Raw genomic sequence first — 20,509 nt, 5'->3', positions numbered from 1 at the left:
CTCGTGTTAGGCGGACAGGGATCGGACGGCGCTGTCTGGCCAGGCCAGTACGACAGTTGAGCCGTGGGCGATGTCGGTGGAGGCTTCCGCCGACAGCAGCGTCGCGGTCAGCCGGACCCCGGAGGCGTCGACGGCCACCCGGGTGATCGGACCCGCGTACACCACTTCGGCGACTTGGGCTGTGACAGTGCGCATTCCGGCCGGGACGGGTTCGTCGGGGGTCAGCAGGACGATGCGCTCGGGGCGGATCGCGACGGTGCCCGCCCGCCCGACGAGCGTTTCGGCCGTGTCGCCGTCGACCACGTTGGAGGTGCCGACGAAGTCGGCGACGAACCGGTTGGCCGGGTTCTCGTAGACCTCACGCGCGGCGCCGACCTGTTCGATGCGGCCGTCGTTGAACACCGCGAGTCGATCGCTCAGGGTGAGCGCCTCGTCCTGGTCATGGGTGACGATCACGAACGTGATGCCGACCTCGCGCTGAATTGCCTTGAGCTCCACCTGCATCTGCTCGCGCAGCTTGAGGTCGAGGGCGCCGAGCGGCTCGTCGAGGAGCAGGACCTTGGGCCGGCCGACCAGTGCGCGCGCCAGGGCGACCCGCTGCTGCTGTCCGCCGGACAACTGTGCGGGCTTGCGCGCGGCGTGTCCGGACAGGCGCACCATCTCCAGCGCCGCGCCGGTCCGCTCGCGGCGCTCGGCTTTGGGCACGCCCTTGACCTTGAGGCCGTATTCGACGTTCTGGGCCACTGTCATGTGGGGGAAGAGCGCGTAGTCCTGGAAGACGGTGTTGGTGTCGCGCTTGGCCGGCGGCAGCGCGGTGACGTCGGCGCCGCCGAGGTGGATTCTGCCGGCCGTCGGTTGTTCGAAGCCGGCGATCATCCGCAGCACCGTGGTCTTGCCCGACCCGGAGGGGCCGAGGATCGCGAACAGCTCGCCGTCGGCGACGGTCAGATCCGCGCCCTCGACGGCGGTCACCTCGCCGAACACCTTCCGCACCCCGCGCAACTCGATCTGCGGGGACCCAGAGGGCGCTGGCGGCATGGGTGGATCCTACGGATTGAGTTGTCCGACCGCAGCGTCATAGGCGACTTCGCCGGTCGCAGCTGGCTGGCGCCACCGGATTCGCGAGCGAGACCCGCTGTCGGAGGGTGATGCAGATGTGACCTATGTCGTTGATGTGGTCAGTGAGGTAGATGTCATATTCTGAGGCGCGTGACCGTGTCACGCCGTGACGTGCTGAAACTGGCCGCTGCGACTCCGGTCGCGCTGGGCCTGGGAGGTCTGGCGCCGACGCTGGCCCCTTCCACCGCGGCCGCCGCCCCGGCCGCCGCGACGACCGGCCCGCTCGGCGTGCTGCTGGACTATGCGGCCGGTGTCATCAGTGCCGCCGATCTGAAGGCGTCTGGAGCCGTCGGCGCGATCCGGTACGTGTCGGACCGCCGGCCCGGCGGGGACTGGATGCTGGGTAAGCCGATTCAGCTCACCGAGGCCCGCGACCTCTACCAGGCCGGACTGAAGATCGTGTCCAACTATCAGTTCGGCAAGCAGGACACCGCGGATTGGCTCGGTGGTCAGCAGGCCGGCATCGTTCACGCCAAGCGCGGCTGGGCCCTGCATACCGCCGCGGGCGGCCCGGTGGCCGCACCCATCTACGTGTCGATCGACGACGACCCCACGCTGGATCAGTACAAGGCGCAGGTCGCGCCCTACCTGCGGGCGTGGGAATCGGTGATCGGTCACCAGCGGGTGGGCGTGTACGGAAACTCCAAAGTCATCGATTGGGCGCTGCAGGACGGCATCGGTTCCTGGTTCTGGCAGCACAACTGGGGATCGCCGAAGGGCTACACCCACCCGGCCGCGCACCTGCATCAGGTTGAGATCGACGCGCGCAAGGTCGCCGGCGTCGGGGTCGACCTGAACAACATCATGAAGCCGCAATTCGGGCAGTGGGACTGAGTCAAAGCGCAAAACTTACCGGCTAGTAAGGATTTGCCAGCAAACTCGACGACGCCATTTTGGTGAACAATTGTGGACTGAAAAACCTAGCAACTGCTTGGCTGAACTTTGCTGTCTGCGAAAACCGGCTCAAAAATCGCAGGTAACGATTCGATAACAATCGTGCTTTGAACAGCGCTGTTGCGCCTACTCAACCGTAACCACCTGCATGCAGGACGTTTGTCCTCCGATGTCTGGGTGCCTGTTTGGCGTCGTGTTATCCATCGTGCTGTTACCCGTCCGTAGAACTCGTCAGTAACCAATCTTGGGCGGAAAATGGTGCTGGTTCTTATGCCACTCTTAGTACAGCCGGGATGCGAGCCGGCGCCCTCGCGGGGGGAACGCGCGGAGGCCGTGATTCGACGGGGAATCGCCGACACCGACATACGAAACGAAGACGCGACGACCGCGACGACGAGCACGACAGGGAGATACACAAGGTGACGATCCACGAGCACGACCGGCTGTCCACGGGCGACGGAGCATGGCGCAAGAGCGCCAAGGAGACCAGCACGCACGCGCTGGTCGACCGTCTGAACGCGGGTGAGCCGTATGCCGTGGCCTTCGGCGGGCAGGGCAGCGCCTGGCTGGAGACCTTGGAGGAACTGGTCACCTCGGCCGGCATCGAATCAGAGCTCGCGACGCTGGCCGGCGAGGCTGAGCTGCTGCTCGAGCCCGTCGCCGACGAACTGGTGGTGGTCCGCCCGATCGGTTTCGAGCCGCTGCGCTGGGTGCGCGCGCTGGCCGCGGAGGAAGCGGTGCCGTCGGCCAAGCAGCTGACCTCGGCCGCGGTGTCCGTCCCCGGCGTGCTGCTGACCCAGATTGCCGCCATTCGCGCTCTGGCGCGTCAGGGCATGGACCTGGCCGCCGCCCCGCCGGTGGCCGTCGCCGGTCACTCGCAGGGCGTGCTGGCCGTCGAGGCGCTGCGCGCCGGCGGTGCCAGCGACGTCCAGCTGTTGGCCTTGGCCCAGTTGATCGGCGCCGCGGGCACGCTCGTCGCCCGTCGTCGCGGCATTTCGGTCCTCGGTGACCGTCCGCCGATGGTCTCGGTGACCAACGCCGAACCGGAGCGCATCTACGAACTGCTCGAGGAGTTTGCTCAGGACGTCCGCACCGTCCTGCCGCCGGTGCTCTCCATCCGCAACGGCCGTCGCTCGGTCGTCATCACCGGCACGCCCGAGCAGCTGTCCCGATTCGAGCTGTATTGCGAGCAGATCGCCGACGCCGAGGCGGCCGACCGCAAGAACAAGAATCGCGGCGGCGCCGTCTTCTCACCCGTGTTCGATCCGGTTCAGGTCGAGGTCGGCTTCCACACCCCGCGGCTGGCCGACGGCATCGACATCGTCGGCCGCTGGGCCGCCGCGGTCGGACTCGACGTCGAGCTGGCCCGCGCCCTGACCGACGCGATCCTGGTTCAGCAGGTCGACTGGGTCGAAGAGGTCACCGCGCTCGGTGACGCGGGTGCCCGCTGGATCCTTGACCTCGGTCCCGGAGACATCCTGACCCGCCTCACCGCGCCGGTCATCCGCGGTCTCGGCATCGGCATCGTCCCGGCCGCCACCCGCGGGGGCCAGCGCAACCTGTTCACCGTCGGCGCCGTTCCCGAGGTGGCCAAGCCGTGGTCGAGCTACGCGCCGTCGGTGGTCACCCTGCCCGACGGCTCGGTGAAGCTGTCGACCAAGTTCACCCGGCTCACCGGCCGCTCGCCGATCCTGCTGGCGGGCATGACGCCGACGACCGTCGACGCCAAGATCGTCGCGGCCGCGGCCAACGCCGGCCACTGGGCCGAGCTGGCCGGTGGCGGACAGGTCACCGAAGCGATTTTCGACAAGCGCATCGCCGAGTTGGAGACGCTGCTCGAGCCGGGCCGCGCCATCCAGTTCAACTCGCTGTTCCTCGACCCCTACCTGTGGAAGCTGCAACTGGGCGGCAAGCGTCTGGTGCAGAAGGCGCGTCAGTCCGGGGCGCCGATCGACGGCGTCGTGGTCAGCGCCGGCATCCCCGACCTGGAAGAAGCCGTCGACCTGATCGATGAGCTGAACACCGTCGGCATCGCCCACGTGGTGTTCAAGCCGGGCACCGTCGAGCAGATCCGCTCGGTCATCCGGATCGCCGCCGAGGTACCCACCAAGCCGGTCATCGTCCACATCGAGGGCGGCCGCGCCGGTGGCCACCACTCGTGGGAGGACCTCGACGACCTTCTTCTCACCACCTACTCGGAGCTGCGTGGCCGCGCCAACATCACGGTCTGCGTCGGTGGTGGCATCGGTACGCCGGAGCGCGCCGCCGAGTACCTGTCCGGCCGGTGGTCGGCGGTATACGGCTACCCGCTGATGCCGGTCGACGGCATCCTCGTCGGCACCGCAGCGATGGCCTGCCTGGAGGCGACCACCTCGCCGGCGGTCAAGCAGCTGCTGGTCGACACCGTCGGCACCGACCACTGGGTCGGCGCCGGAAAAGCCGTCAACGGCATGGCGTCCGGGCGCAGCCAGCTCGGCGCCGACATCCACGAGATCGACAACGCCGCCTCCCGCTGCGGCCGTCTGCTCGACGAGGTCGCCGGTGACGCCGACGCCGTCGCCGCACGCCGCGAGGAGATCATCGCCGCGATGGCGGTCACCGCCAAGCCGTACTTCGGCGATGTCGCGGACATGACCTACCTGCAGTGGTTGCAGCGCTTCGTCGAACTGTCCATCGGCGACGGCGACTCGACCGCTGACACCAAGACCGACGACTCGCCGTGGCTCGACATCACCTGGCGCGACCGCTTCGCCGAGATGCTGCAGCGCGCCGAGGCCCGACTCAACGCCAAGGACACCGGCCCGATCGAGACGCTGTTCGACGCGTCCTCGCCCGACGGCGAGTGGCTGCTGGAGAACCCGGATCAGGCGATTGCGGCCCTGCTGTCCCGGTACCCCGACGCCGAGTCGGTGCTGCTGCACCCGGCCGACGTGCCGTTCTTCATCCAGCTGTGCAAGACGCTGGGCAAGCCCGTCAACTTCGTGCCGGTCATCGACAAGGATGTGCGCCGTTGGTGGCGCAGCGATTCGCTGTGGCAGGCCCACGATGCCCGCTACACCGCCGACGAGGTGTGCATCATTCCCGGCACGCAGGCCGTCGCCGGGATCACCCAGGTCGACGAGCCGGTCGGTGACCTGCTGGACCGCTTCGAGCAGGCCGCCGTCGACGAGGTGCTGGCCTCAGGCGCTCAGCCCGAACAGGTCGCCGCGCGGCTGCGGGTGCGCACCGACGCGACCGGGCCGCTGGCCATCGTGCTCGATTCGCCCGACGTACTGTGGGCCGGTCGTACCGCCACCAACCCGGTGCACCGCATCGCGGCGCCGTCGGAGTGGCTGGTGCACGACAACCGTTCCGCGACAAACCATTCCACCGGTGCCCGCCTCGAGGTGGTTGCACCCGATCGGGTGGTGCTGAGTGTCCCGCTGTCGGGCACCTGGATCGACATCACGTTCAGCCTGCCGGCCACCGTGATCGACGGCGGCATGCCGGTGGTCCGTACCGAGGACGCCGCGACGGCGATGCGTGCCGTGCTGGCGATCGCCGCCGGCGTCGACGGCCCCGACGCGCTGCCGCCGGTCGTCAACGGTTCGACCACGGTCACCGTGGGTTGGGATCCCGAGCGGGTCGCCGACCACACCGGTGTCACTGCGACGTTCGGTTCGCCGCTGGCGCCGACGCTGTCAACGGTTCCCGACGCACTGGTCGGCCGCTGCTGGCCCGCGGTGTTCGCGGCCATCGGCGGTGCGGCCACCGAGACCGGTTTCCCGGTCGTCGAGGGTCTGCTGAGCCTGGTGCATCTGGACCACGCGGCCCGGCTGCTCAAGCCGCTGCCCAAGGAACCGACCCAATTGACCGTCACCGCAACGGCTTCCGTTGCCACCGACACCGAGGTCGGCCGGGTCGTGCCGGTGACGGTCAACGTCACCGACGCCAACGGCATGATCCTGGCGGTCCTCGAGGAGCGCTTCGCCATCCGCGGGCGCACCGGCGCCAAGGAGCTCACCGACCCGGTTCGCGCCGGGGGAGCGGTGTCGGAGAACGCCACCGACACCCCGCGCCGTCGTCGTCGCGACGTCACCATCGGTGCGCCGGTCGACATGCGTCCGTTCGCCGTGGTCTCCGGTGACCACAACCCGATCCACACCGACCAGGCCGCCGCGCTGCTGGCCGGGCTGGAATCGCCGATCGTGCACGGCATGTGGCTCTCGGCCGCCGCTCAGCACGTGGTGACCGCCACCGACGGCAAGCCCGCCCCGCCCGCCAAGCTGATCGGCTGGACCGCCCGCTTCCTGGGCATGGTCATGCCCGGCGATGAGATCGACTTCCGGGTCGACCGCGTCGGAATCGATTTGGGTGCCGAGGTTTTGGAGGTCACCGCCAAGGTCGGCACCGACCTGGTGATGAGCGCGACCGCCCGGCTGGCCGCACCGAAGACGGTGTACGCCTTCCCCGGTCAGGGCATTCAGCACAAGGGCATGGGCATGGAAGTGCGGGCCCGGTCCAAGGCAGCCCGCAAGGTGTGGGACACCGCCGACAAGTTCACCCGCGACACGTTGGGCTTCTCGGTGCTGCACGTGGTTCGGGACAACCCGACCAGCCTGATCGCCTCCGGTGTGCACTACCAGCACCCCGAAGGTGTGCTGTACCTGACACAGTTCACTCAGGTCGCCATGGCCACCGTCGCCGCCGCACAGGTGGCCGAGATGCGTGAGCAGGGTGCGTTCGTCGAGGGCGCGATCGCCTGCGGCCACTCGGTGGGTGAGTACACCGCGCTGGCGTGCGTGTCCGGCGTGTACCCGCTGGAGGCGCTGCTCGAGGTGGTGTTCCACCGCGGCAGCAAGATGCACGACATCGTCCCCCGTGACGAGGCGGGCCGGTCCAACTACCGGTTGGCCGCCATCCGGCCTTCGCAGATCGACCTGCCGGACGCCGACGTCAAGGACTTCGTGGCTGAGATCGCCGAGCGCACAAACGAATTCCTGCAGATCGTCAACTTCAACCTGCGCGGTTCGCAGTATGCGATCGCCGGTACGGTCCGTGGCCTGGAGGCACTGGAGGAAGAGGTCGAGCGGCGCCGCGAGATCAGCGGCGGCAAGCGGTCGTTCATTCTGGTACCGGGCATCGACGTGCCGTTCCACTCGGACGTGCTGCGGGTCGGCGTCGACGACTTCCGTCGGGCGCTCGAACGTGTGATGCCCGAGGATGCCGACCCGGCGTTGCTCATCGGGCGTTACATCCCGAACCTGGTGCCGCGGCCGTTCACGCTGGATCGCGATTTCGTGCAGGAGATCCGCGATCTGGTGCCCGCCGAGCCGCTCGACGAGGTGCTGGCCGACTACGACACCTGGCGCAACGAGAAGTCGCACGAGTTGTGCCGCAAGATCGTGATCGAGCTGCTGGCCTGGCAGTTCGCCAGCCCGGTGCGCTGGATTGAGACCCAGGATCTGCTGTTCATCGAGGAGGCGGCCGGCGGTTTGGGTGTCGAGCGCTTCGTCGAGATCGGTGTGAAGTCCGCGCCGACGGTGGCGGGCTTGGCCAGCAACACGCTGAAGCTGCCCGAATACGCCCACAGCACAGTCGAAGTGCTCAACTCCGAGCGCGACGCCGCCGTGCTGTTCGCCAGTGACGAGGACCCGGCTACCGACGAACTCGACGAACCGGCCGCCGAGGCCGAGGCGCCGGCCGAAGCCGTCGCGGTCGAGGCCGCCCCGGCAGCCGCCCCCGTGGCCGCACCGTCGGGCGGTCCGCGCCCGGACGACATCGGATTCGACGCCGGTGACGCCACTTTGGCGCTGATCGCGTTGAGCGCCAAGATGCGCATCGACCAGATCGAGCCACTGGACTCGATCGAGTCGATCACCGATGGTGCCTCCTCGCGGCGTAACCAGCTGCTGGTCGACCTCGGGTCGGAGCTGAACCTCGGCGCCATCGACGGTGCCGCCGAGGCGGACCTGGCCTCGCTGAAGGGTCAGGTCTCCAAGCTGGCACGCACCTACAAGCCGTTCGGCCCGGTGCTCTCCGACGCGATCAACGATCAGCTGCGCACGGTGCTCGGCCCGTCCGGCAAGCGACCGGCTGCGATCGCCGAACGAGTCAAGAAGACATGGGAATTGGGCGACGGCTGGGCCAAGCACGTCACCGCTGAACTGGCGCTCGGTACCCGCGAGGGCACGAGCGTGCGTGGCGGTGCACTGGGCGGCCTGCACGACGGTGCGCTGGCCGACGCCGCGTCCGTGGACAAGGCGATCGACGCCGCGGTCACCTCGGTGGCCGCCCGCAAGGGCATCGCGGTGTCGCTGCCGTCGGCCGGCGGTGCCGGTGGCGGGGTGGTCGATTCGGCCGCGTTGAACGAGTTCGCCGCGAAGGTGACCGGTCGCGACGGTGTGCTGGCCTCGGCCGCCCGCCTGCTGCTGGGGCAGCTCGGTCTGGACAACCCGGTGACGGCCGCTCCTGCGGCCACCGACGCCGAGCTCATCGACCTGGTCACCGCCGAGCTGGGCTCGGATTGGCCGCGGCTGGTGGCTCCGGCGTTCGACAGCAAGAAGGCGGTGCTGCTCGACGACCGCTGGGCCAGTGCGCGTGAGGATCTGGTCAAGCTGTGGCTGGCTGACGAGGGCGATATCGACGCCGACTGGGTGAGGCTCTCGGAGCGATTCGAGGGTGCGGGCAACGTCGTTGCCACCCAAGCCAACTGGTGGCAGGGCAGGGCCTTGGCGAGCGGTCGCAATATCCACGCGTCGCTGTTCGGCCGGATCGCCGCGGGTGCGGAGAACCCCAACAAGGGTCACTACAGCGACGAGGTCGCGGTGGTCACCGGCGCGTCCAAGGGCTCGATCGCCGCATCGGTGGTCGCCGGCCTGCTCGACGGCGGTGCAACCGTGATCGCGACCACGTCCAAGCTCGATGACGACCGGCTGGCGTTCTACAAGACGCTCTACCGCGACCATGCCCGCTACGGTGCGTCGCTGTGGGTGGTCCCGGCCAACATGGCCTCGTACTCCGACATCGATGCGCTGGCGTCGTGGGTCGGCAGCGAGCAGACCGAAAGCCTTGGGCCGCAATCGATCCACCTCAAGGATGCGTTGACCCCGACGCTGCTGTTCCCGTTCGCCGCGCCGCGGGTGGCGGGCGACCTGTCGGAGGCCGGTTCGCGGTCCGAGATGGAGATGAAGGTCCTGCTGTGGGCCGTGCAGCGGCTGATCGGCGGGCTGTCATCGATCGGCGCCGAGCGTGATATCGCCTCGCGTCTGCACGTGGTGCTGCCCGGTTCCCCCAACCGCGGCATGTTCGGCGGTGACGGCGCCTACGGCGAGTCCAAGTCCGCACTGGATGCGGTGGTCAATCGCTGGAACGCCGAAACTTCATGGGCGCAACGGGTCAGCTTCGCGCACGCGCTGATCGGCTGGACCAAGGGCACCGGGCTGATGGGTCACAACGACGCCATCGTCGGCGCCGTCGAAGAGGCCGGCGTCACCACCTATAGCACCGAAGAGATGGCCTCGATGCTGCTCGACCTGTGCTCGGTGGAGGCCAAGGTCGCCGCGGCCAACGCGCCGCTGAAGGTCGACCTGACCGGTGGCCTCGGCGACGTCCAGCTTGACATGGCCGAGCTGGCCGCCAAGGCCCGCGAGGAAATGACCGCCGAGGCAGCCGGATCCGACGACGAGCCGACACAGGGCACCATTGCCGCTCTGCCGTCGCCGCCACGCGGCTACGTCGCGAACACACCGCCGGCGTGGGCCGACCTCGACGTCGACCCGGCCGACCTGGTCGTGATCGTCGGTGGCGCGGAACTGGGCCCGTACGGCTCGTCGCGCACCCGCTTCGAGATGGAGGTCGACCAGGAGCTGTCGGCAGCCGGTGTGCTCGAATTGGCCTGGACCACTGGGCTTATCAAGTGGGAGGACGATCCCAAGCCGGGCTGGTACGACACGGCGACCGGTGAGCTCGTCGACGAGGCCGAGCTGGTGGAGCGCTACCACGAAGAAGTGGTGCGGCGCTGTGGTATTCGGGAGTTCGTCGACGACGGCGCGATCGATCCCGATCACGCCTCGCCGCTGATGGTCAGTGTCTTCTTGGACAAGGACTTCAGTTTTGTGGTGTCCTCGGAGGCCGATGCCCGCGCGTTCGTGGAATTCGATCCCGAGCACACCGTCGCCCGGCCCGTGCCGGACTCCGGTGACTGGGAGGTGATCCGCAAGGCGGGCACCGAGATTCGCGTACCGCGCAAGACCAAGCTGTCGCGGACCGTGGGGGCGCAGATCCCGACCGGCTTCGATCCGACGGTCTGGGGCATCAGCCCCGACATGGCCAGCTCGATCGACCGGGTGGCGCTGTGGAACATCGTCGCCACCGTCGACGCGTTCCTGTCCTCGGGCTTCACTCCGAACGAGCTGATGCGCTGGGTGCACCCGAGCCTGGTGGCCTCCACGCAGGGCACCGGCATGGGCGGTATGACGTCGATGCAGACGATGTACCACGGCAACCTGATGGGTAAGGCCAAGCCGAACGACATCCTGCAGGAGGTCCTGCCGAACGTCGTTGCCGCGCATGTCATCCAGTCCTACGTGGGCAGCTACGGCTCGATGATCCACCCGGTCGGCGCGTGCGCCACCGCGGCGGTGTCGGTCGAGGAGGGCATGGACAAGATCCGCCTCGGCAAGGCCGAACTGGTGGTCACCGGTGGCTTCGACGACATGACGCTGGAGGCCGTGATCGGCTTCGGTGACATGGCGGCCACGGCCGACACCCAGATGATGCGGGCCAAGGGCATCAGCGACGCGAAGTTCTCCCGCGCCAACGATCGTCGCCGGCTGGGCTTCCTGGAAGCTCAGGGCGGTGGCACCATCCTGCTGGCGCGCGGTGATCTGGCGCTGAAGATGGGTCTGCCGGTGCTGGCGGTGGTGGGTTACGCCCAGAGCTTCGGCGACGGTGTGCACACCTCGATCCCGGCTCCCGGGCTCGGCGCGCTGGGTGCCGGTCGCGGCGGCAAGGATTCACAGCTGGCCCGTTCGCTGGCCAAACTGGGCGTCGGCGCCGACGACATCGCGGTGATCTCCAAGCACGACACCTCGACGCTGGCCAACGATCCCAACGAGACCGAGCTGCACGAGCGGCTCGCCGACTCGATGGGCCGTGCCCCGGGGAATCCGCTGTTCATCGTCAGCCAGAAGAGCCTGACCGGGCACGCCAAGGGCGGCGCGGCGGTCTTCCAGATGATGGGGCTCTGCCAGATCCTGCGCGACGGCGTCATCCCGCCGAACCGCAGCCTGGACTGCGTCGACGACGAGCTGGCCACCTCCGGGCACTTCGTGTGGCCCCGGGAGACCCTGCGCCTGGGCGACAAGTTCCCGCTGAAGGCGGGTCTGGTCACCAGCCTCGGCTTCGGTCACGTGTCGGGTCTGATCGCGCTGGTGCACCCGCAGGCGTTCCTGGCGTCGCTGAGCGAGCAGGAGCGGGCGGACTACACCAAGCGGGCGCACGAGCGGGTGCTGGCCGGTCAGCGTCGACTGGCTTCGGCCATCGCCGGCGGACGGCCGATGTACGAGAAGCCCGCCGATCGCCGGTTCAACCACGACGAGCCGGAGAAGCGCCAGGAGGCGGCGATGCTGCTCGATCCGGCATCACGCCTCGGCGATGACGATGCCTACGTGCGATAAAGTCGCGGCGTGGCAATAGTCGGAGTGGGGATCGATGTGGTCTCCATTCCCGATTTCGCCGAGCAGGTCGACCAGCCGGGAACGGTGTTCGCCGAGACGTTCACGCCAGGTGAGCGCCGCGACGCCGCCGACAAGAGTTCGGTGGCGGCGCGGCACCTGGCGGCTCGGTGGGCCGCCAAGGAGGCCGTCATCAAGGCGTGGTCGGGGTCGCGGTTCGCGCAGCGTCCGGTGCTGCCGGAAGGCATTCACCGCGATATCGAGGTGATCACCGATATGTGGGGCCGGCCGAAGGTTCGGCTCACCGGTGACATCGCCAAGCATCTGGCCGAGGTCACCATCCACGTGTCGCTGACCCACGAGGGGGACACCGCTGCGGCGGTGGCCATCCTGGAGACGGCCTAGCGCTCAGCCGGCCTGGTGGGCGATCTGGATCAGGTTGCCACAGGTGTCGTCGAGGACCGCAGTGGTGACCGGCCCCATGTCGACGGGCTCCTGGGTGAATCGCACCCCGAGCGCCTGCAGCCGGGCGAATTCCGCCGCGACGTCGTCGACGGCGAACGAGGTGAACGGGATTCCGTCGGAGGCCAATGCCTCTTTGAACGGTCTCACCGCGGGATGGCTGTCGGGTTCCAGGACGAGTTCGGTGCCATCCGGGTCGTCCGGCGATACCACGGTGATCCAGCGGTGCTCGCCCATCGGGATGTCGTGCTTGGTCGTGAACCCGAGGACCTCGGTGTAGAACTTCAGCGCCTTGTCCTGGTCGTCGACGAGCACACTGGTCAGATTGATTCGCACCGTCATTCCTCGGCTTTCTTCAGCCACCGCTCGACGATCGGCTCGATCGGTGCGGTGTTGATGTAGTGGTACTTGAAGCGACCTGAACGCTTCGTCTCGACCAGACCCGCGGCCTCGAGAACCTCGAGGTGCTGCGAAATCGCCTGCCGTGACGAGCCCAACCCGTGCTTGGTCGCCAGCCGGGCGCAGATCTCGAAGAGCGTCTGGCCGTTTCGGTCGGTCAGCTCGTCGAGGATCGTCCGGCGCGTGGGGTCCGCCAAGGCCTTGAAGACGTCGCCCACCTCTCGGACAATAGGCAAGCTGTTGCTTGCCTGTCAACGTCCGCAGACCACTGCGGCTAACGTCGTCTCTTATGAGCGATCTCGTCGAACGCGTGCAGGCGGTGCTGCCCTCGGTGCGGGCCGATCTCGAGGATCTGGTCCGCATCCAGTCGGTGTGGGCCGACCCGGCCCGGCGCGACGAGGTGCACCGCAGCGCACAAGCGGTCGCCGATCTGCTGAGCGGCGCCGGGTTCGAACAGGTCGAGATCGTCGCCGAGGGTGGTGCGCCCGCGGTGATCGCGCACCATCCCGCGCCGCCCGGTGCGCCGACCGTACTGCTGTACGCCCATCACGATGTCCAGCCCGAAGGTGAACCGTCGCAATGGGATTCGGACCCCTTCGAACCGACCGAGCGGGACGGCCGCCTGTACGGCCGCGGCACCGCCGACGACAAGGCCGGCATCGCCACCCACCTGGCGGCGTTCCGTGCGCACAACGGCAATCCGCCGGTCGGGGTGACGGTGTTCGTCGAGGGGGAGGAGGAGTCCGGTTCACCGTCGCTCGGCGCGTTGCTGGCCGCCCACAAACACAAGCTGGCCGCCGACGTCATCGTGATCGCCGACTCGGACAACTGGACCGCCGAAATCCCGGCCCTGACAGTGTCATTGCGCGGTCTGGCCGACTGCGTGGTGGAGGTTGCCACCCTGGACCACGGCCTGCACTCGGGGCTCTGGGGCGGCGTCGTGCCCGATGCGCTCACTGTTCTGGTGCGTCTGCTGGCCAGCCTGCACGACGACGACGGCAACGTTGCCGTGCAGGGCCTGCACGAATCGACTGCTGCCGACGTCGACCGCGGACCGCAGTGGGTGCGCACCGAATCCGGACTGCTCGACGGGGTGCGGGAGATCGGCTCGGGCAGTGTGGCACAGCGCATGTGGGCCAAGCCGGCGATCACCGTGATCGGCATCGACACCACACCGGTCGCGAAGGCGTCGAACACCCTGATCCCGCGCGCCCGTGCGAAGGTCAGCATGCGGGTGCCACCCGGCGGGGACGCGGCCGCTCATCTGCATGCGCTGCGCCGCCACCTCGAGCAGCATGCCCCGTGGGGTGCGCACGTCAGCGTCATCCCAGGCGATGTCGGCCAGCCGTACGCGATCGACGCCAGCGGCCCGGTGTACGACGCAGCGCGGGCCGCCTTCCGGGAGGCCTGGGGCACCGACGTCGTCGACATGGGCATGGGCGGCTCGATCCCGTTCATCGCCGAGTTCGCCACCGCGTTCCCCGACGCCACGATCCTGGTCACCGGCGTGGAGGACCCCGGTACCCAGGCGCACAGCATCAACGAGAGTCTGCACCTCGGGGTGTTGGAGCGGGCCGCCACCACCGAGGCGCTGCTGTTGGAAAAGCTGGGCGAACGTTAGACCGAGGGGTCATAACCGACTTCCGTGAAAGCGCAGCCCCCCCGCTCGGCAGTGGACAACTCCTGCCGATCGATGAGGGTCGGTGGCTGTCGGAGGTAGAGGCGGTAACCCGACGCGCGAAACTTCAGATCGAACTCGTGGCCTTCGATGTGCCAAGCCGCCAGGTGGGGCAATCGATCATCGGCCGGCGATCGGAGTACTCGATCGATCGTCAGGCCAGCACTCGGGCTGCTGATCTGACCATCGATGTCATACACGTCGTCGAAGACCAGCGTGGCAGGGGCGACGTAGAACGGTGAGCACACCTTTGACTCTGCCGGTGGCCAAGCAACGATGTAGTCGAGGTCGATCAGGAGCCGCGACACGTAGCTCCCCGGTGGCCCCTCGGCATGAAACGCAATCGCGTGAACGGTCGCGTCGTGCCAGAACATCTGGTCTAAATCGCCGTCGCTCCACACGCTCTTGGTGGGCCCTGACGTCGCGTCGCTACCTTCGGTCATGCCGGTATCGAACCAAGAGAGCGCCACATTATCGAAGGATTAGACCGAGATATCGCGGCGCAGCTTGGCGACGTGACCGGTGGCCTTGACGTTGTACTGGGCCACCTCGATCTTGCCGTTGGCGTCGACCACGAACGTCGACCGGATGACGCCCTGCACGGTCTTGCCGTACATCTTCTTCTCCCCGTAGGCGCCCCACTCGGTGAGGACCTTCTTGTCGGGATCCGACAGCAGCGGGAACGTCAGCTCGTCGCGCTCGGTGAACTTGGCCAGCTTCTCGGGCTTGTCGGGGGAGATCCCGACGACGTCGATGCCTGCGCCGTTGAGCTCGGCCAGGCTGTCCCGGAAGTCGCAGGCCTGTTTGGTGCAGCCGGGGGTCATCGCGGCCGGGTAGAAGTACACGATCACCTTGCGGCCTTTGAAGTCGGACAGCTTCACGGTCTTTCCCTCGGCGTCGAGCAGGCTGAACGCCGGTGCTTTGTCGCCAACTTGGAGGCGTGCTGTCTCGGTCACCTAGTGATCCCTTCATCTACCGGTGCATCGGGGTTAGCCCGGGTTGATCTAGGGTAGTTCGGCAGGGCGGCAGTTTGGAGGACTGAAGTGGCGGACCGGGACCCCGAGGTCATCAAGGCCGAGATCGACCAGGCGCGTGACCGGCTGGCGGTCACGGTGGACTCGCTGGCCGAGCGCGCCAACCCGCAGCGCATCGCCGACGACGTCAAGGCCGCGGTGCTGCGCTTCGTCAAGAAGCCTCCGGTGGCCGCGGCGCTGGCCGGCGTCAGCGTGGTGACCATCATCGTGGTGGTGCGCCGCATCCGTAACGGTTAGTTCCGTCGTAACATCCGCCACAGCCGCAGTGGCAACAGCCCGATCAACGGCGCGCGCTTGCCGATCGCGTCACTGTCGCGCCGATTGAACGCCGTCGCGTAGCGATCGGCATCGGCGGCACTCGTGTAGGTCTTGTGACCCGCTGTGCCGCAGTCTCTTTCGCATGACCAGCGCAGCACCGGACCGTCGGCGACAAAGGCGATCCTGTGGCCCAGGACCCGGCAGGCGGCGCTCACGGCTTCGCCTCATCGGCGGACGTCAGTGGTGCGGCGATGTCCTCGAGTTGACGACCCTCCGCGTTCACACCCCAGACGAGTTCGACCAGCCCGCCGATCGCCATGACCACCGCGCCGATCAGGAACGCCACGGCCACCAGCCCCCGCTCACCCGACCCGATCAGCTGGCCGAACAGCAACGGACCGGTGATCCCACCGATCGCGGTCCCGACGGCATAGAAGAACGCGATGGCCAACGCGCGGGTCTCCATCGGAAAAATCTCGCTGACCGTCAGATATGCCGCGCTCGCCCCCGACGAGGCCAGGAAGAAGGTGACCACGAGTACGGCCATGAAGCCCCATAAGCCGCCGGTCTGCGCGACGAACACTGCCGTGAGAACGACGGTGATCGCCGCCGATCCGAGATAGGACAGCGCGATCATCGGTTTGCGCCCGACGGTGTCGAACAACCGCCCCAGGATCAGTGGCCCGGTGAAATTGCCTGCAGCCCAGACGATGAAGAACGCCGGCACGATTCCGGATGAGACACCGTAGAAGCTGTTGAGCAGGGTGCCGAGGTTGAACGTGACGGCGTTGTACAGGAACGCCTGGCCGACGAACAAGGCGAGGCCGAGGACCGCGCGCTTCGGGTAGCGGGTGAACGCCACATGGGCGATCTCGCGGAAGCCGATGGTGTGGCGTTGATGGATGGTCAGTTCGCGGTCCGGCTCATGGAGATCCGCGCCGGTGCGCTCGACGACATCGCGTTCGATCTCGTCGACGATGCGCTCGGCCTCCTCCTCGCGGCCGTGGATGAACAGCCATCGCGGGCTTTCCGGAACGTTGCGCCGGACCAGCAGCACCACCAGACCGAACGTGGCGCCGATGCCGAAGGCTAGTCGCCAGCCGAGGTTCAGCGGTAGCCAGTCCCCGTTGAGCAGGACCAGTGAGCCCGCGGCGCCCAACGCTGCACCCAGCCAGTAGGACCCGTTGATCGCCAGGTCGACCCGGCCGCGGTTGCGCGCCGGAATCAGTTCGTCCACAGCCGAATTGACCGCTGCGTATTCACCGCCGATGCCGGCCCCGGTGAGGAAGCGGGTGAGGAAGAAATACCAAGGTGCAAACGAGAACGCGGTGGCGACCGTGGCCGCCAGGTACAGCCCGAGTGTGAGCAGGAAGAGTTTCTTGCGGCCGAATCGGTCGGTGAGCTGACCGAACACCAGCGCGCCCACACAGGCGCCGACGACGTAGATCGCGGCCGCGATGCCGATCTGCCCGGCGGTGATGGCCAACCCGCTGCCGGGTTCGGTCAGGCGCGCGGAGACATTGCCGACCATGGTGACTTCGAGGCCGTCGAGCACCCACGCCGATCCCAGGCCGATGACGACTCGCCAGTGAAACCTCGACCAGGGCAGTCGATCCAGCCGCGCGGGGACATTGGTGGTGATCGTCTTGGTCTGTGCGCCTGCGGTCATCGTCGGCTCCCCGGAATTCGTGTGTCGAGCAGGAAGGTGAGCAGCACCTCGGACATCGCCGGGATCGCGTCGACGGCGACGACCTCATAGCCGTGCGTGCTCAACGTTGGTAGGCACAGCAGCCCTGCCCGTGCGGTCTGGCCGGCCGAAAGTGAGTGCGAGGCATCGGATTCGAAGGCTCCCAACACGGCGGCCTGCGGGGAGAGGCCGAGCTCGGTGGCGATGTCCATCAGCCGGTCGGCGACCGACTTGTCGTAGACGCTCTGCTGGTCGCTGTAGCCGACGATCGGGCCACCGGTGACCGATGTCGAGTACTCCTGCTCGGTGGGGCCGACTTCGAGGGCCAGGGTGATCTCGCCGGGCAGTGTGCGGCTGGCGTAGGTGCCGCCGATGCCACCGATCTCTTCGCTGACCGTGGCCACGAAGTAGATGTCACGCGCGGGCCGTCGCTCGCCCTCACAGAGGAGTCGGGCAGTCTCCAGCATTGCGGTCAGGCAGGCGCGGTCATCCATGAAGTAGCAGCCCAGGAACTTGCCGACCTCGAACAGGAGGCGCTTGCCGCCGTCGACGCACACCCGGGTGCCCGGACGCACACCGGCGGCGGTGAGTTCCTCGGTGGTGCGGCCGGTGAACACGTAGACGTGACTCCAGTCCAGGGATTTGTCGCCCTGGTCGGGTTTGGTCTCCCAGATCCGCTGGCTCTCCTGGGTGGTGTGCTCGGAGCCCAACGTCAGCACACCGGGGATCATCTGGTGGTTGCCCAGCACCGCGACGGGCCCGAGCCCGAAGTTCCCCGGATACATCGTGCCCAGCTGGGTCACATGCAGCGATCCGTCGGACTCCACCCGCTTCACGAGCATGGACAGCTCGTCGAGGTGGGCCATCACTCGGATCGGGCCGAGGTCGTCGTCCTCGCCGGTGCCACGCACCAGGCCGACGAGGTTGCCGGCCTCGTCGATCCACACCTCATCCACCAGCGGCTCGAGTTCGCGGCGGCCGATGTCGCGTACGGCGTCTTCCTGGCCGACCGGGCCGTACGCCGATAGCAGTTCTTGCAACAACGGTCGGTTCAGCCGGGCTTCCGAGGTGATTCCGCTGTTGGTCACGGCCCTGATTTACCCCGGAGTTAACCGGTTCATGCCCGTGGGCGAATACACAGGAAGTCATTTACATAGTTAACGAATGTTTTGGCTATCCCTGGATCGGAGCCGAAGGGAAGTCGACAGTGACAAGCACAGACCTGATGACCGATGCGCCGGTCGCCGATACGAAGCACGAGGCGGTTGCCGAGACTGCACGCCGCCGCCAGCGGATGGACCAAGAGCATCCCCGGTACAAATGGGTGGCGCTGTCCAACACCACGCTCGGCGCGCTGTTGGCCTCGATCAATTCCTCGATCGTGTTGATCTCACTGCCGGCAATCTTCCGCGGCATCGGGCTCAACCCGCTGGCGCCGGGCAATGTCGGCTACCTGCTGTGGATGCTGATGGGATATCTCGTCGCGACCGCCGTGCTGGTGGTGCCGCTGGGTCGCCTGGGTGACATCTTCGGCCGCGTCCGGATCTACACCCTCGGCTTCGTGGTGTTCACGATCGCGGCGATTGCCTTGTCGTTCGACCCGTTTCACCTCACCGGCGGCGCGGTCTGGCTGATCGGCTGGCGGGTGGTCCAGGGTGTCGGCGGGGCGATGCTGATGGCGTGCTCGGCGGCGATCCTCACCGACGCCTTTCCCAGCCGCCAGCGGGGCATGGCGCTCGGTGTCAACCAGGTCGCCGCAATCGCCGGGCAGTTCCTGGGCCTGCTGATCGGCGGGCTGTTGTCGCAGTGGGATTGGCGGGCGGTCTTCTGGGTCGGTGTACCGCTTGGACTGGCCGGAACTCTGTGGAGTTTCCGGTCTTTGGTGGAGGTCGGGGTGCGCACCCCGGCGCGACTGGATTGGTCCGGCACGGCGCTGTTCGCGGTGGGATTCACCGTGCTGCTCGCCGGCATCACCTACGGCATCCAGCCCTACGGCGGGCACCCCACCGGCTGGACCAATCCCTGGGTGCTCGGCGCGATCGGCACGGGTGTGCTGCTGTTGGCCGTGCTCTGCCTCGTCGAACTCCGGGTGCGCGCACCGATGCTCGACATCCGCTTGTTCACATCCAAGCCGTTTGCCCTCGGCAACCTCGCCGGCCTGATGGCCGCGGTCGGGCGCGGGGGACTGCAGTTCATGCTCATCATCTGGCTGCAGGGCATCTGGTTGCCGTTGCACGGCTACAGCTTTGAGTCGACGCCCTTGTGGTCGGGCATCTATCTGCTGCCGATGACGCTCGGCTTCCTGGTGGCCGGTCCGCTATCGGGGACGCTGTCCGACAAATTCGGTTCACGACCGTTCGCCATCGGCGGGATGTTGTTGATGGCCGCGACTTTCCTTGCGCTGATGGTCATTCCGGTGAACTTCAGCTTCTGGGTCTTCGGTCTGCTGGTCTTCCTCAACGGCTTGGGTGGCGGCATCTTCACCTCGCCGAACACCGCGGCAATCATGTCCAGCGTGCCGGCCTCGGAGCGGGGTGCCGCCTCCGGGATTCGGGCGACATTCACCAACGCCGGGATGTCGCTGTCGATCGGCATCTTCTTCTCGCTGATGATCGCCGGTCTGGCCAAGACGCTGCCGGGCACCTTGAGCACCGGGCTTCAGCAGCAGGGCGTCTCGATGGCCGAGGCGCACCGCATCGCGGAGCTGCCGCCCGTGGGCAGCCTGTTCGCGGCGTTCCTCGGGTACAACCCGATCGGCGAGCTCATGGGTGACACGGTGCATCAGCCGGGGGTCAACGCCTCGGTGCTGACCGGCAAGGAGTTCTTCCCGCATCTGATTTCGGGACCGTTCCACGCGGGTTTGACGGTGGTGTTCATCGCCGCGGCGGTGATGATGGTGATCGGGGCGGCCGCGTCGTGGGTGAATCCGGGCCGGGTTGTCGACCGCGACTAGCGGCGGCGCAGCCAATCGCCGAACGAGCGGCGGAAACCGGGGGGATTAGCCGTCAGACCGAGCCGGCCGCAGCTGTGCACGTGCAACGGCGTCACCGGTGCGGGTGCCTGCGGAGCTACCTCGCCCTGGTGGTGGGGAACGAGGTTTTCCGGCTTCATGCGGCTAAGTCCTCACTTCGTCACTGGACGGTGTGTCCGTTGGCGACTGCTGGTCAGTGCAGCTAACGCCGACTATAACACCGTGTTCCGAATAAGTGCAGCACAAAGCGGTACTTTTCGTCCGTGACGGCGCTGCCGGTTATCTATTTACGGGTATTCGCGCTGGTCAATCAGCTGCCTTGAGATTTTGCCCAGCAGATTCACAGCGATG

14 protein-coding genes are annotated in these 20,509 nt (G+C 67.4%); 6 read left to right on the top strand and 8 right to left on the bottom strand.

Features of this window, described 5'->3' with window-relative positions; translation table 11 throughout:
• Nucleotides 1-6: 6 nt before the first annotated feature.
• Complete coding sequence (locus K0O64_RS20790) at nucleotides 7-1,038, bottom strand: ABC transporter ATP-binding protein (protein ID WP_096311980.1); 1,032 nt, start codon at nucleotides 1,036-1,038, stop codon at nucleotides 7-9.
• 171 nt (nucleotides 1,039-1,209) lie between these two features.
• On the opposite strand from K0O64_RS20790, the gene K0O64_RS20785 reads away from it, so the two are divergent.
• The 3 genes from K0O64_RS20785 (at nucleotide 1,210) to acpS (ending at nucleotide 12,074) form a co-directional block, all read left to right on the top strand.
• Entirely contained in the window at nucleotides 1,210-1,953 is a 744-nt protein-coding gene (locus tag K0O64_RS20785) for a glycoside hydrolase domain-containing protein (RefSeq protein ID WP_096311979.1), read from the top strand.
• 479 nt (nucleotides 1,954-2,432) lie between these two features.
• Complete coding sequence (locus K0O64_RS20780) at nucleotides 2,433-11,672, top strand: type I polyketide synthase (protein ID WP_220045733.1); 9,240 nt, start codon at nucleotides 2,433-2,435, stop codon at nucleotides 11,670-11,672.
• 9 nt (nucleotides 11,673-11,681) lie between these two features.
• Entirely contained in the window at nucleotides 11,682-12,074 is a 393-nt protein-coding gene (gene acpS, locus K0O64_RS20775; RefSeq protein WP_071942777.1) for a holo-ACP synthase AcpS, read from the top strand.
• Between the two features lie 3 nt (nucleotides 12,075-12,077).
• Here the strand turns inward: acpS and K0O64_RS20770 are convergent, their stop codons facing one another.
• Together K0O64_RS20770 and K0O64_RS20765 are read right to left on the bottom strand one after the other, a co-directional pair.
• Nucleotides 12,078-12,467: a VOC family protein gene (locus K0O64_RS20770; RefSeq protein ID WP_220045732.1), complete on the bottom strand. Its 390-nt coding sequence runs from the start codon at nucleotides 12,465-12,467 to the stop codon at nucleotides 12,078-12,080.
• Between the two features lie 2 nt (nucleotides 12,468-12,469).
• Entirely contained in the window at nucleotides 12,470-12,748 is a 279-nt protein-coding gene (locus K0O64_RS20765) for an ArsR/SmtB family transcription factor (RefSeq protein ID WP_220045731.1), read from the bottom strand.
• A gap of 71 nt (nucleotides 12,749-12,819) precedes the next feature.
• Between K0O64_RS20765 and K0O64_RS20760 the strand changes: the two genes are divergently transcribed.
• Nucleotides 12,820-14,151, top strand: a complete 1,332-nt coding sequence (locus K0O64_RS20760) for a dipeptidase (protein ID WP_220045730.1) — start codon at nucleotides 12,820-12,822, stop codon at nucleotides 14,149-14,151.
• On the opposite strand, the gene K0O64_RS20755 is transcribed toward K0O64_RS20760, so the two are convergent.
• Nucleotides 14,148-14,651 (bottom strand): hypothetical protein, encoded by a 504-nt coding sequence (locus tag K0O64_RS20755; protein ID WP_220045729.1) that lies wholly within the window; start codon nucleotides 14,649-14,651, stop codon nucleotides 14,148-14,150. The genes K0O64_RS20760 and K0O64_RS20755 overlap by 4 nt on opposite strands.
• A gap of 39 nt (nucleotides 14,652-14,690) precedes the next feature.
• Nucleotides 14,691-15,164 (bottom strand): thioredoxin-dependent thiol peroxidase, encoded by a 474-nt coding sequence (bcp, locus tag K0O64_RS20750; RefSeq protein ID WP_220045728.1) that lies wholly within the window; start codon nucleotides 15,162-15,164, stop codon nucleotides 14,691-14,693.
• Nucleotides 15,165-15,251: 87 nt separating this feature from the next.
• Between bcp and K0O64_RS20745 the strand changes: the two genes are divergently transcribed.
• Entirely contained in the window at nucleotides 15,252-15,479 is a 228-nt protein-coding gene (locus tag K0O64_RS20745) for a DUF3618 domain-containing protein (RefSeq protein ID WP_071942785.1), read from the top strand.
• Here K0O64_RS20745 and K0O64_RS20740 read toward each other — a convergent pair.
• Genes K0O64_RS20740 through K0O64_RS20730 form a run of 3 tightly spaced genes read right to left on the bottom strand, consistent with a single transcriptional unit; the run spans nucleotide 15,476 to nucleotide 18,275 of the window.
• Nucleotides 15,476-15,715, bottom strand: a complete 240-nt coding sequence (locus K0O64_RS20740) for a hypothetical protein (RefSeq protein WP_220045727.1) — start codon at nucleotides 15,713-15,715, stop codon at nucleotides 15,476-15,478. The two genes, K0O64_RS20745 and K0O64_RS20740, sit on opposite strands and share 4 nt — an antisense overlap.
• A complete protein-coding gene (locus K0O64_RS20735) occupies nucleotides 15,712-17,169 on the bottom strand; it encodes an MFS transporter (protein WP_220045726.1) in 1,458 nt (485 codons plus the stop codon). The genes K0O64_RS20740 and K0O64_RS20735 overlap by 4 nt, the downstream gene beginning before the upstream one ends.
• Nucleotides 17,166-18,275: a M42 family metallopeptidase gene (locus K0O64_RS20730; protein ID WP_225933503.1), complete on the bottom strand. Its 1,110-nt coding sequence runs from the start codon at nucleotides 18,273-18,275 to the stop codon at nucleotides 17,166-17,168. Before K0O64_RS20730 ends, K0O64_RS20735 begins: the two co-directional genes overlap by 4 nt.
• Nucleotides 18,276-18,412: 137 nt before the next feature.
• Between K0O64_RS20730 and K0O64_RS20725 the strand changes: the two genes are divergently transcribed.
• Nucleotides 18,413-20,140, top strand: coding sequence for an MFS transporter (locus K0O64_RS20725; RefSeq protein ID WP_225933769.1), 1,728 nt, complete (start codon nucleotides 18,413-18,415; stop codon nucleotides 20,138-20,140).
• Nucleotides 20,141-20,509 lie beyond the last annotated feature (369 nt).

Origin of the sequence: Mycolicibacterium pallens, assembly GCF_019456675.1 — a bacterium.
In the GTDB taxonomy this organism is placed as follows: Bacteria; Actinomycetota; Actinomycetes; order Mycobacteriales; family Mycobacteriaceae; genus Mycobacterium; species Mycobacterium crocinum.
This window is presented reverse-complemented; position numbering and strand designations above follow the sequence as displayed.

What these genes read in the sequence shown, in the direction of transcription:
- K0O64_RS20790 (WP_096311980.1), bottom strand. Translation starts at nt 1,038, where the DNA reads ATGCCGCCAGCGCCCTCTGGGTCCCCGCAGATCGAGTTGCGCGGGGTG.
- K0O64_RS20760 (WP_220045730.1), top strand. Translation starts at nt 12,820, where the DNA reads ATGAGCGATCTCGTCGAACGCGTGCAGGCGGTGCTGCCCTCGGTGCGG.
- K0O64_RS20755 (WP_220045729.1), bottom strand. Translation starts at nt 14,651, where the DNA reads ATGACCGAAGGTAGCGACGCGACGTCAGGGCCCACCAAGAGCGTGTGG.
- K0O64_RS20735 (WP_220045726.1), bottom strand. Translation starts at nt 17,169, where the DNA reads ATGACCGCAGGCGCACAGACCAAGACGATCACCACCAATGTCCCCGCG.
- K0O64_RS20725 (WP_225933769.1), top strand. Translation starts at nt 18,413, where the DNA reads ATGACCGATGCGCCGGTCGCCGATACGAAGCACGAGGCGGTTGCCGAG.